Source organism: Actinotignum timonense (genome assembly GCF_002860685.3).
Taxonomy (GTDB): Bacteria; Actinomycetota; Actinomycetes; order Actinomycetales; family Actinomycetaceae; genus Actinotignum; species Actinotignum timonense.
The window spans coordinates 1,034,669-1,047,620 of the sequence record NZ_CP136960.1; the positions used below are offsets into that span (position 1 = coordinate 1,034,669).

The following is a 12,952-nucleotide window of genomic DNA, read 5'->3' on the forward strand; positions in this document are numbered from 1 at the left end:
GTCCACCACTAAGCCTAAAACACCGCCGGCCCGCGCGGGTAGGCGCCTCAGCCCCTGGCGCAGCAGCCGGTATATAAAGGTGAGCAGCGGTAGGCCTGCGCCGCGCGATCAGGCATGATGGATAGGTGATGAAAAAACGTGGTCAGGTAGGTAGTCCCCGTTCCGCGCGCCGCGGTTCCCGTTCCGCGCGCCGCAGCGGTTTCGCTTTTGCGAGCCTGGCGGCCCTCGCCCTTCTTATCCCGGGTGCTTACACGGTGGAAATGGCCGGCCCGGCCCTGGACGTGACCGGGGAAGTGGCCGGCACCCGGCTGGTGAAGGTGGAGGGCGTGCCCACCTATCCCACCGATACCCAGCTCTATATGACCACGGTTTCCGCGGCCGGCAATCCCGAGGTGGGAACCCTGGGCGCGCACGCCCTGTGGGCCCTGGTCGATCAGGAATCCCAGCTGGTGCCGGTGCGCCTGCTCTACCCGCCCACGCTCTCCAGCGCGGAAGATGATGCCCGCAATGCCGAACTCATGAATAATTCCCAAACGGTGGCGGCCGCCGTGGCCTTGGAAAAGGCCGGCCACCCCGTCACCATGAAGCTGCGGGTGGTGGAGATCCCGGAAGGTTCCCCGGCCGCCGGCCAGCTTGAGCCAGACGATATTATTACCGGCATTACCGCTCCGGGCGCCGCCCCCACCACCGTCTCCACCTTCAGGGATCTCTCGAAAGTCCTGCACGCCACCGAACCGGGCAGCACCGTGACGGTTTCCTACCAGCGCGGCGGCGAAGCCGGCACCACCACGATCATTACCGCGCCCTTCCCGCCCGACGAAACCGGCTGGGTCCACCCCGGCTCCCTCCTGGGCGTTTCCCTCGCGGTGGAGGATGTGCAGCTGCCGGCCACCGTCACCTACGCGGTGGAAGGCATCGGCGGCCCCTCGGCCGGCCTCATGTTCGCGCTGGGCATGTACGACGAACTCACCCCCGGCTCCCTGGGCGGGGCCGCCGCCATCGCCGGCACCGGCACCCTCGCCTTCAACGGGGAGGTGGGTCCCATCGGCGGCATCCAGCACAAGATCGTGGGGGCGCGCGAACGCGGCGCCACCGATTTCCTCGCCCCGGCCGCGAATTGCGGGGAAACAATCGGGTACGAACCGGAAGGCTTACGTATCTGGGCGGTGCGGAATTTTGACGACGCCGCAGCAGCCGTCCGGGACATCGGCGCGGGGCGTACCCCGAAACTCCCCACCTGCCAGGATGTGGCCGCGGGCCGGTAGGGGCGTGTTCGCGGGCGGCGTCGTCGTACCAAAAAACCGTTGACGCACGCGCGATTCTCAGCTTTTTCCGCTATGTTTGATAGGGAATAGTGATGGCCGGGCGCGCCTTGCGCTGCGCCGCGGAAGAAGTTGAGGATTTCGTTTGAGTACAACCGCACATCCCCGTTTGAGGCGGGAGACGCCGGGAGCTTTTTGGTGGACACTGGGTGTTCTGGCCATTCTGCTCGTGGCGCTCGTCGTCGGATCGGGCGTTTACACCGACGTTAAATGGTACGAACAAATCGGCGCGGCTCGCGTGTTCTGGACCCAATGGGGCTGGACCATCGCGCTGGGCACCATCGGCACCCTCCTGGTTGCCATCGTGCTGTGGCTGAATTTCCGCCTGGCGCGCAGCAAGGACGAGGGTATTATGGCCCCCAGCGTCGCGAACTACCGGAAGGCGGCGGAAAAGTACCGCTGGGCCACCAACCTGGGCCTGCCGCTGCTCGCCGGCGTGATTTTCGGCGCGCCGCTCTCCGGGGAATGGCGCACCTACCTCATGTGGATTTTCCGCACGCCTTTCGGGGATACGGATCCGCAATTCGGGCGCGATGTGGCTTTCTACGTTTTCACGCTCCCGGTGCTGCAATCGGCGCTGAGCTTCGCGATCACCCTGCTGGTGATCGGGGCGATCGGCGCGGTGCTGGGCCATTATCTCTACGGCGGGGTCACGGTGGATTCAGGCAAGGTGCGGGTACGCAACCGGGCCCGGGTGCATTTCTCCGTGCTAGGGCTGCTCGCCTTTATCCTGGTGGCCGCCTACTTCTGGCTGAGCCGCTACACCCTGCTGCTCTCCAATAATGATCGTTTCTCCGGGGCGTCCTATACAGATATTAACGCTAAGCTGCCCGGGCTCACGATCCTGGCGATTACCTTCCTGGCTATCGCGGTGCTCTTCGTGATTTCGGCGCTGCGCGGCTCCTGGCGGATTATTACCGCGGGCCTGGTGGTGGCCCTGGTGACCGGCGCTACGGTGGGCTGGGCCTGGCCGGCGCTGGTGGAACGCTTCCGGGTCACCCCGAACGCTATCGAGATGGAAACGCCGTATATTGACCGCAATATCTCGGCCACCCTCAAGGCCTACGGCCTGAACGATATCGAAACGATCCCCTATAACGCCCGCACGGATGCGGAAGCCGGGCAGCTGCGTAATGACGCGGAATCCACCGCGCAAATTCGCCTCCTCGACCCGAATATCGTCTCGCCTACGTTCAACCAGATGCAGCAGAACCGCCAGTACTACGGTTTCGCTTCCCAGCTGGCGGTGGATCGCTACAACCTCAATAAGACGGACCGGGATACCGTGATCGCGGTGCGTGAACTCAATCTGGACGGCCTGGGCCCGGACCAGCGCAACTGGGTCAATGACCACACGGTCTACACCCACGGCTACGGCGTGGTGGCCGCCTACGGCAATACCACCTCCGCTTCCGGCGCCCCGCAATTCCTCCAGTACGGTATTCCTTCCCAGGGTGAACTGGGCGAATACGAACCGCGCGTGTACTTCGGGCAGAAGAGCCCCGAATACTCCATTGTGGGCGCGCCGGAAGGAACCGCGCCGTGGGAGATTGACTATCCTTCTGACGCTGCGGAAGGCTCGCAGGTTCTCAATACCTATACGGGCGACGGCGGCCCCTCGGTCGGCAATTTCTTTGACAAACTCATGTTTGCCATCAAGTTCCGCTCCACGGATATTTTCTTCTCCGACCGCGTGACCTCCGAATCGCAAATCCTCTTCAACCGCGACCCGCACGAGCGGGTGCGCAAGGTGGCCCCCTACCTGACCTTGGACTCCAAGGCCTACCCGGCCGTGGTGGATATGGACGGGGATCCGGCCACCCCCAAGCGCCTGGTGTGGATTATCGACGGCTACACCACCTCGAATAACTACCCGTATTCGGCGCGGGAATCCCTGGCGGCGGCCACCACGGACGCCCTCAATTCGCGCGGCATGTACGGGGCGGCCTCAGGGCAGGATGTCAATTACATCCGCAACTCCGTCAAGACGGTTGTGGATGCCTATGACGGCTCGGTTTCCCTCTACAAGTGGGATGAGAAGGACCCGATCCTGCGGGCCTGGGAATCGATCTTCCCGGGCATGGTGCAGCCCCTGGAGAAGATGTCCGGGGATCTTATGGCGCATGTGCGCTACCCGGAGGATTTGTTCAAGACCCAGCGTTCGCTGCTGACCCGCTACCACGTCAAGGATCCGGCATCCTTCTACTCCGGTGGTGACTTCTGGAATGTTCCCAACGAGCCGGCGGTGGATACGGCCGGGGCCAGCGGGATCGCGGCGGCGCAAACCGATAGCAAGCAGCCGCCCTACTACCTGACGCTGCAGATGCCGGGCCAGGATTCCGCGGAGTTCTCCCTGTCCACGGGCTATATCCCGGGTGGTCAGACGGACCGCAATATTATGACCGGCTTCTTCGCGGTGGATTCCAATGCGGGCTCCACGCCGGGGGAGAAGCGCGAAGGCTACGGCAAGTTGCGACTCCTCGAGCTGCCGCGCGACCTCACGGTTCCCGGCCCGGGCCAGGCGCAGAACAACTTCCTCTCCGACCAGAATGTTTCCCGCGCGCTCAACCTGCTGCGTTCGGGCGGTACCACGGTGCGGATGGGTAATCTGCTCACCCTCCCGGTGGGGGGTGGCATGCTCTACGTGCAGCCGGTCTACGTGCAGGCTTCGCAGGGCACCACCTACCCGCTTATGCAGTACGTGCTCACGGCGTTCGGTGACGGGAATATCGGCTTCGCGCCCACCCTGGAGGAGGCCCTCAACCAGACCTTCGGCGGCGATTCGGGTGCCCAGGCCGGGGACGCCGGATTGCAGAACGTCAAGGAAGATATTTCCGCCGGGGATGGCAAGGCGCCCGCAGCGGGCACGCCCGGTGCTACGCCGGGTGCCACGCCTGCTCCCGGTACGACGACGCCCACCCAGCCCGCGCCCCAGCAGCCCAGCGCTGCGCCCGGTGCGCCGGCGCCCGCTCCGGCTCCGGCCGCGGGGGGTACCCCGCAGGAGCGTTTGGACGCCGCGCTGCAAAGCATGAAGCAGGCGGTGGGCCAGGCTGATAGCGCAATGAAGAGCGGGGATTGGGCGGCCTACGGGCAGGCCCAGAAGAACCTGCAGACTGCGCTGGACCAGGCCATCGCGGCCCAGAAGGAGCTGGAAGGGGCTAAGTAATCCCGCCTAGGGCGCAGCCCGGCAACCCGGTAGGGCTGGCCTGGCAACGCTCCTCTCACGTGGCGGCCACCTGAAACCGGGTGGCCGCCACTGGCGTATCTGGGGGCGGAAGTGGCGGCGTCGTCGATAAAAATGCGGCGGAATAGCAACGCGCAGCGGCCGGTAGTGCAATAAATAATAGAAAAGCTGCACATTTGTGGATACTTATCCAGGCCGCGGGCGGGACTGGGTATATTCAGCTTTATGAATGCTGTTGTGGTGGCTGTTTGTTTGATGCTCCTCCTCGCGGTACTTCGTGTGCACGTGGTACTGGCTCTGTTTATCGGCGCGCTGGTGGGCGGTGTGCTCAGTGGCATGGGGCTGGAAGGGACCATGGTGGCCTTCCAGGAAGGCCTGGGTGCTGGGGCGAAAATCGCGCTCTCGTACGCGCTGCTCGGTGCGTTCGCGATGGCGGTGGCCCATTCCGGGCTGCCGCGTTTGCTTGCCGATTGGATGCTCGGCCATCTGCGCAGTTCTGATGGTGCGGGCTCGCGCAAACGCACCTTCACCCGCTGGGCAATGCTTGCCGGGATTTGCGCGATGGCGGTTATGAGCCAGAATCTCATCCCGGTGCATATCGCTTTTATCCCGCTGCTCATCCCGCCGCTGCTGGTGGTCATGAATAATCTGCGGCTGGATCGGCGCGCGGTGGCCTGTGTTCTTACATTTGGCCTGGTGACCACGTATATGTTCCTGCCTATCGGCTTTGGCAAGATCTTCCTCACCGATATTCTGCTGGGGAATATCGCGAAGGCCGGCATGGATGTGAGCGGCATCAACGTCATGAGCGCGATGGCGATTCCCGCGGCGGGGATGGTGGTCGGCCTGCTGCTCGCGGTGTTCGTGACGTACCGCAAGCCGCGCGAGTACCGCGATGTGACGGTGGATGGAGGCGGTGCTGGTGCGGCTGCGGCGGCCGGTGGTGCCGGCGCGGGCGGCGCCGGTGCGAACGGTGCCAGCAGCTCGGGCGCGAACGGCGCGGCCCCGGCGATTTCCCGCTACCGCATCGTGGTCTCACTCGTGGCCATTCTGGTGTGTTTTGGGATCCAGCTGGCGCTCAACGCGGTGGACTCGGATGCCGACGCGCTGCTGGTGGGCGCGCTGGTCGGCCTGTGCGTCTTCATTTTCTCGCGCGCCGTCAAGCTGCACGAAGCCGACGACGTTTTCACCGACGGCATGAAAATGATGGCCCTCATCGGCTTCATTATGATCAGCGCCCAGGGCTTCGCGAATGTCATGAGCGAAAGCGGGCAGATCGAACCGCTCGTGCACGCCACGGCGGCGATGTTCGGGAGTAATAAGGCGATGGCTTCGCTCGCGATGTTGCTGGTGGGGCTGCTGGTGACGATGGGGATTGGTTCGTCCTTCTCCACGCTGCCGATTATCGCGGCGATCTACGTGCCCCTGTGCACCACGCTGGGATTCTCTCCGCTGGCCACCGTTTCGATTATCGGCACGGCCGGCGCGCTGGGCGATGCCGGTTCTCCCGCCTCGGACTCCACTTTAGGGCCGACGGCGGGGCTCAACGCAGACGGCCAACATGACCATATCCGCGACTCGGTCATCCCCACCTTTATCCATTTCAATATCCCGCTACTCATCGCGGGCTGGGTTGCTTCGCTGGTGCTGTAGCGGGGGCTTCCGCAAAGTGCAAGTCAGGAACGGGCCTGACAGAGTGGTACTGCACAACAGAAAATCAGGTGTTGGCCGTAGCTCCAGTACCACTTTGTTGGTGACCTGAGCGGGTGCCTGAACGCTTCAGGTATGCAGGGCGCAAAAACGAGGGTGGTAGGAAGCTTGGGAGCTTCCTACCACCCTCGTGGTGTATCAGGCCAATGCTAGGGCACTATGCCTTGCGGCGGCGTACGCTCACCAGCGCAGCGCCGGCCGAGACAGCCGCCAGCGCAACGAATGTGCTCATGGCGACTTCAGTACCGGTGTGCTGGAGGGCCTTCTTCTTGACCTTCTTCACAACCTTGCCGGGCTCGGAAGGCTGATCGGGCTGAGGCTCCTCAGCTTGGGGCTGCTCCGGCTTCTCGGGAAGCTTGACGCCGCTGATCTCGGCGCGAGCGTTATCGAGAGCCGCGGTTGCCTCATCAACCTGGGCCTGCGTGGCGTTCGCGTCGGCGAGCACTCGCTTGGCGTTGGCAAGCGCATCGTCATAGGACTTACGAAGATCTTCCGAAGCAGCGGAGTACTTCGGGTCAGCCTTCGTGGACTCGTCCTGGCCGATGGAGGCTTCGAGCTTGTCCTTAGCCGTCTTGGCGGCTTCGGTCAGCTTAGCGCGAGCATCATCCAGGTTCTTGGTCGCTTCATCTACCTGAGCCTGGGTGGCGTTGGGATCCTCGAGGACCTTACGCGCAGCCTCAAGGGCTTCGTCGTAGTTCTTCTTGGCTTCCTTGGCTTCGTCCGAGGCGTTGTCGCCGGAGGCGTTGTTGTAGGCCGGGCCGGCCTTGGTCGCGTCGTCCTGGCCGATGGAGGCTTCGAGCTTGTCCTTAGCCGTCTTGGCGGCTTCGGTCAGCTTAGCGCGAGCATCATCCAGGTTCTTGGTCGCTTCATCTACCTGAGCCTGGGTGGCGTTGGGATCCTCGAGGACCTTACGCGCAGCCTCAAGGGCTTCGTCGTAGTTCTTCTTGGCTTCCTTCGCTTCGTCCGAGGCATTGTCGCCGGAGGCGTTGTTGTAGGCCGGGCCGGCCTTGGTCGCGTCGTCCTGGCCGATGCTGGCTTCGAGCTTATCCTTGTCCGTCTTCGCGGTCTCTGTCAGCTTCGCGCGAGCGTCGTCCAGATTCTTGGTGGCCTCATCAACGGCAGCTTGGGTAGCGTTCGGATCTTCGAAGACCTTGCGCGCAGCCTCAACAGCCGCATCGTAATTCTTCTTAGCTTCCTTCGCTTCGTCCGAGGCATTGTCGCCGGAGGCGTTGTTGTAAGCCGGGCCAGCCTTCGTCGCTTCATCCTGGTTGATGGAAGCTTCGAGCTTATCCTTGTCCGTCTTCGCGGTCTCTGTCAGCTTCGCCCGTGCGTCATCGAGGTTCTTGGTCGCTTCATCAACCTGAGCCTGGGTGGCATTCGGGTCCTCGAAGACCTTACGCGCAGCCTCGAGAGCCTCGTCGTAGTTCTTCTTAGTTTCCTTCACCGCTTCGGGCGCGTTCTCGTCGCTCGCATTGGTGTAGGCAGGGTCAGCCTTGGTGGCTTCGTCCTTTCCGATGGAAGCTTCCAGCTTGTCCTTGACGGTCTTAGCCGTTTCGGTCAGCTTCGCCCGGGCATCATCCAGATTCTTGGTCGCCTCATCAACTTGAGCCTGGGTAGCATTCGGATCCTCGAAGACCTTGCGTGCGTTGTCCAACGCGGTGTCGTAGTTCTTCTTGGCATCCTTAGCCTCGTCCGAAGCGTTCGGGTCAGAAGCGTTCGTGTAAGCCGGATCAGCCTTGGTCGCCTCGTCCTTGCCAATGGACTCTTCAAGCTTATCCTTCACGGTCTTGGCCGTTTCGGTCAGCTTGGCGCGTGCGTCGTCCAGGTTCTTGGTGGCCTCATCGACTTGCGCCTGGGTGGCGTTGGGGTCTTCGAAGACCTTGCGCGCAGCCTCAACAGCGGCGTCGTAGTTCTTCTTCGCTTCCTTGGCTTCGTCCGAGGCATTGTCCCCGGAGGCGTTGTTGTAAGCCGGGCCAGCCTTTGTCGCCTCGTCCTGGTTGATCGAAGCTTCCAGCTTGTCCTTCACCGTCTTCGCGGTGTCCTCAAGCTTGGCGCGGGCATCGTCCAGGCTCTTGGTCGCTTCATCAACCTGGGTCTGGGTGGCGTTGGGGTCTTCGAAGACCTTGCGCGCAGCCTCAACAGCGGCGTCGTAATTCTTCTTCGCTTCCTTCATGGCCTCGGGCGCGTTTTCGTCGCTCGCATTCGTGTAAGCGGGCGTGGCCTTGGTCGCCTCGTCCTTGCCAATCGAAGCTTCCAGCTTATCCTTGACGGTCTTGCCAGCCTCGGTGAGCTTGGCGCGAGCATCGTCCAGAGCCTTAGTTGCTTCATCAACCTGAGCCTGGGTAGCCTTCGGGTCATCGAGAACCTTACGCGCGGCCTCAACAGCCGCGTCGTAGTTCTTCTTAGCTTCCTTCACAGCCTCAGGCGCATTCTCATCGCTCGCGTTCGTGTAGGCCGGGCTGCCCTTGGTGGCATCGTCCTGACCGACGCTCGCCTGCAACTTATCCTTGACCGTGGCGCGCTTATCCAGCGCAGCCTTCGCGGCCTCGAGCGCGTCCTGCGCGGCATTCGCCTCGGCCTGCGTCGCGTCGCCCTTGGCGAACAGATCGCGCGCGGCCTGAACCGCGGTGTCGTAGGCCTGCTGTTCTTCGGGGGTCGCGTTCGCGTAGATGGGATCGGTTTTTTCGACGACGCCGTTCTCATCCAAGGACTTCTTGAGCGGGACCTTGGTGGTCGTGTACTTCTCCACCTCGGTGCGTGCGGTATTCAGTGCATCAAGCGCAGCATCGACCTCATCCTGAGTGGCCGTCGGGTTAGCGATCACCTTCTGCGCCTCGGCAAGGGCTTGGTCATAAGCCTGCTTCGCGGCGGCTGCCTGGGTGTTCTTTGCGGTATCCGGGGTGCCGTCCTCATTGCGGAACACCTGGTCGTTGGTGTTCTGGTACTCCGGGGTCGCCTTGAAGGTCGGGTCCTCGTTCACCTTGGCGATGAGCGCGTCCTTGTCGGAGACGGTCACCGCGCGGATGGCTTCCAGGCCGTTCTGCAAGGCGGGGTCGATTTCGGACTTGTCGGCGACTGCCTTCAGAGCAGCAATGGCGGCATTCGCTGCCTCTTGAGCAGCTTTCTTGGCGGCTTCCTTATCAGCCGGCTGCGCGCCGGGTGCCTGGTCGATCTCAGCGGTCTTCTTTTCCAGTTCAGCCTTAATCTGGGCGAGAGCAGGAGCGATGTCGATCAATTCGTCTTTCGCCGTCTTGAGCTCTTCGCTCAGCTTCTTGTAATCCGCAGCAGTCTTGATTTCCTCGGAAGATACAGCCGCCTCAGCGGCAGCGATAGCCTCATCCAACTTGGCAATCGACGGGTCGGACTTATCAACAACCGTGGTTTCCTTGATCTTCTTGAGCGCCTCAAGTTGTTCGCGCAGCAGCTGCTTCGCGGCCGGATCAGTCTTCTGATCCACGTAGAAGGCCTCGAAAATCGGGGTGACGTAGTGCTTCACAGAGCGCTGCAATCTCAAGGTTTCCGGATGGTGCCAGTTCTCGAAAACCCCGCTGGTAGATGCGAAGTCAGGAGTGATCTGAACCTTGTAGTCCGTGATGCCCGCGGGAAGATCAATGGGCTTGGAAGTAAAGTGCCCCACAGCGCCTGACTTCACGCTAGTCAGATCAACCGGAGTCTTGTTCGTGAACTGAGTGGCGTGCTGCATAGCGCTTTGAGTAGTGGAGTATTGAATATAAGGAATACTCGTTCCATTTGCGATTTCCGTTTCCGTAGCAGGAGTCTTATCGAAAATCGGCTGGCCACTACCCCCACCAATGCCGGTGACGGTGTATTCGTCCGTTGTCTCACCGGTGCTGGGATTGAAGGAAGCCTTGTAGAATTCCTTCTCCGTGCCATCTTGGGTAGCGAGAACCCGAACGGTATAGCCGGCCGGGCGAGTCGTCTGTGCTAGGGAACCGGTCGAGAAATCGACGACGACGCGGCTTCCATTTTCAGGTGAGTAGGCCTTGAAGTTGCGTTCGATGCCGTAGAAAGGCTGGACGAATTCGCTCCCGTCAATCTTCTGAGCTCCGGTGTAGAACCCTTGGGAATCGTATCCCTGGCCGAGTGCCAAAAGGTAGGGATGCTTACCGGTTGCCTGTTCGTCAATAAAGTACTGAACTTTATTGTTGTCGCTTTCGACGACAGCTGTGCCGGCCATAGAGTTGATGTACAGGCCGTCTTCACGAGCTTTGGCCACCACGAACTTACCGCTGTTGATAGCCTTCCATCCGCCGAGCTCAGTTACTTCTTTAACTGCGCCGGGTTCCAGGTTGAGAGCCGCGACGGCGTCGTTGAGGGCCTTATCGGCAAGGTCATTATTCTTCACGGTTTCCGGCAGCGCTTGCAGAAGCCCGTGGTAGTAGTCGTCTGATTTGCCTTTTTCGTACGGTTGCATTGTGGCATTCGGATCCGGAGCGGCCTCGGAGCCGCCCGTTTCTGCTGCCAGAACGCTCGCGGGGACCGCGAGCGCCGTTGTCGCTAATAATCCGGCGAGGGCGGCGCTAAAGGCGCGTTTTGCCCCCCCCGAAAACGCAGTGTGGTTCGCATAACTACCTTTACATTCGTGGTTGAGACGTAGTTGTGGACGGGGATCGGTGAGATTTCGTCCGCAATTACATAAAAACGCAAATGCTGAATATAGTTCAGGGTTGCGTATATTGCTTAATATAACTGACTCTTGAGGACTTTGGCCACAGGTAATTTTGACGCCTCTCACACGTATAACCAGGGCGAATATACGCGGTAAATGCTGGCTGAAATGGAATGAATCGGGTGGCTGGCAGCTTGCGTGGCGTGGTGGCGGGTGTTGTGGTGTACGTGGTGGACGTGGTGGACTAAACGGGAGGTTGCAGATCACACTTGCGCGAACGTGAGGAGTCGGGTATAGTAGAAAAGTCGCCGCGGGATGGAGCAGTTCGGTAGCTCGCCGGGCTCATAACCCGGAGGTCAGAGGTTCAAATCCTCTTCCCGCCACGAAAAAGGCTGGGATCCCAACGAAAAGTTGCTGGGATCCCGGCCTTCACTGCATCCCAGAATGGCAATCGGTGGGGTTAATAGACAAAAGGGGCTGCGGACTGTTTATTGGACATTATCGCTTAAAACCGCTTGACGATGCTCCACAATCGTTAAACCATCGAACTTCAAGGTAATACGCTTCTGGTTATAGAAGAACATATACTCGTCTATCGCCTCGCATAACTCATCGGTTGTAGCCCACTTCTTCCCGTGATAAATCTCGGTTTTCATCCGCCCGAAAAACCCCTCACAAGCAGAATTATCCGGACTACACCCCTTCTTCGACATCGACCGCGTCAACCCGTAACGCCGCGTAAGCTCAATCCAGGACACAGACCGGTAGTGGACTCCCCGATCCGAATGGATCACGAGTGGATGCTCACTCTGGCCGGCTTGTAGCTCGTTTAGACGCTGGTGCGGGAGGGTTGCCAGGGCGTTTTCAAGGGAGGAATCAGCCAACACTGAGGTTGGGTGTAATCCCCTCGTATACGCCACGACTTTCCCGTCATAACAGTCAATAATCGGGGAGAGATAAACCTTCCCGTTAGCTGCGTGGAACTCGCTGATATCCGTGAGCCAAAGCCGTCCGGGCTCATCAGCGTGGAAGTCACGCTCGACTAGGTTTTCCGGTGCCGGGCTGATCTCCCCGCCGTAACTAGAGTACTTCCGGCGTGCTTTGGCATACCTGACCGGGATTTCCTCTTCCCGCATCAAGCGCTGGATGACTTTCTCCGAGACCACATACCCAAGCTTTCTAAGCGCTAAACGGATACGCCGATACCCATACGTATACAAGCCCTCGCGCGCGATCTGAGCGATCAACTCACGCAAGCGAGCATGCTTGTCAGGCCGCTCTAGCTGTTTAGCGGTGTAATAGTACGAGCTTGCCGGCAAATCCAAGGTATCTAAGACCATGGCTAGCGGCGTGGTAGAGCGTAGCTGGTTAGCTACCCGTGTTTTCTCTACCGCTTCACTGCGCCCGCCTGTGCGGGCTTTTCCTTTTTTTGCTAGCTCGAGCTGGGCTTTCAAGACGCGTTTCTGCACGATTAAATCGGCTACAAGAGCACGTAATTCTTCCGGGTCTTGGGGTAGCTGGGCTTCCAGTTGGTGGCGGGTTTTCGCTTTGATCTGGTCGCATTCTTTCTCGTTCATGAGTCCTAGACTGCCTTCCGCATCCCACTTTTTAACCCAAGCATAGATGTTTGTGCAGTTCACGATTCCTAGATCCTGGGCGATAGTGTAGGCGTTTTCCCCGCTGCGGAATCGCTTGCAGGCAGTTACTTTCACGTCCGTTGATATTTTCTGGTTAGGGGCGTGTTTCTTCGGTTTTCTCTGCTCTGGTTTCTCGTTGCTATTCCGGATCCATTTGTAGAGCGTGTCTCGGCCTGGGTAGCCCAGTTTACGGACTGTGGCGGTTACCGATTGCGTGCGTTGGTAGGTGGTGAGGGCTTTACGGATCTGCTCTCTCGTGTACGTACGCTTACTCATTGAACGTTCTCCTTAAAAATCTCTAGGAAACCGTCCGCACCCCCAAAAGTGGGTCTAATGACGGCGTGTCGTTGGCCTGAATCCAGCTCGGAGCCGTACGAACTGGGTTCACAAACAAAGTGCGAGGGTTGCACCTGATTTCGTGTCTCTAACGCGCACTATGGCGCCTACACGGCCCAGAAAGCGCACTCTG

5 protein-coding genes and 1 tRNA gene are annotated in these 12,952 nt (G+C 60.5%); 4 read left to right on the forward strand and 2 right to left on the reverse strand.

The genetic code is table 11. The annotated features are described in order from the left end of the window. Positions 1-128 precede the first annotated feature (128 nt). From CYJ17_RS04295 to CYJ17_RS04305, 3 genes are all read left to right on the forward strand, one after another. Positions 129-1,265, forward strand: a complete 1,137-nt coding sequence (locus CYJ17_RS04295; RefSeq protein ID WP_087069848.1) for a YlbL family protein — start codon at positions 129-131, stop codon at positions 1,263-1,265. Positions 1,266-1,407: 142 nt separating this feature from the next. Then, positions 1,408-4,488 carry a UPF0182 family membrane protein gene (locus tag CYJ17_RS04300; RefSeq protein ID WP_087069847.1) on the forward strand — a complete coding sequence of 1,027 codons (3,081 nt, stop codon included), beginning with the start codon at positions 1,408-1,410 and terminating at the stop codon, positions 4,486-4,488. A 243-nt stretch (positions 4,489-4,731) separates the two neighbouring features. After that, complete coding sequence (locus tag CYJ17_RS04305) at positions 4,732-6,159, forward strand: Na+/H+ antiporter family protein (RefSeq protein WP_101595335.1); 1,428 nt, start codon at positions 4,732-4,734, stop codon at positions 6,157-6,159. Positions 6,160-6,373: 214 nt separating this feature from the next. Here the strand turns inward: CYJ17_RS04305 and CYJ17_RS04310 are convergent, their stop codons facing one another. After that, positions 6,374-10,651 (reverse strand): FIVAR domain-containing protein, encoded by a 4,278-nt coding sequence (locus CYJ17_RS04310; RefSeq protein WP_101595339.1) that lies wholly within the window; start codon positions 10,649-10,651, stop codon positions 6,374-6,376. A gap of 504 nt (positions 10,652-11,155) precedes the next feature. Between CYJ17_RS04310 and CYJ17_RS04315 the strand changes: the two genes are divergently transcribed. Continuing rightward, positions 11,156-11,229, forward strand: a tRNA-Met gene (locus tag CYJ17_RS04315). A gap of 105 nt (positions 11,230-11,334) precedes the next feature. Here CYJ17_RS04315 and CYJ17_RS04320 read toward each other — a convergent pair. Next, the gene (locus CYJ17_RS04320) at positions 11,335-12,759 is read right to left on the reverse strand and encodes an IS3 family transposase (RefSeq protein WP_087069845.1); all 1,425 of its coding nucleotides are present in this window, start codon (positions 12,757-12,759) and stop codon (positions 11,335-11,337) included. Positions 12,760-12,952 lie beyond the last annotated feature (193 nt).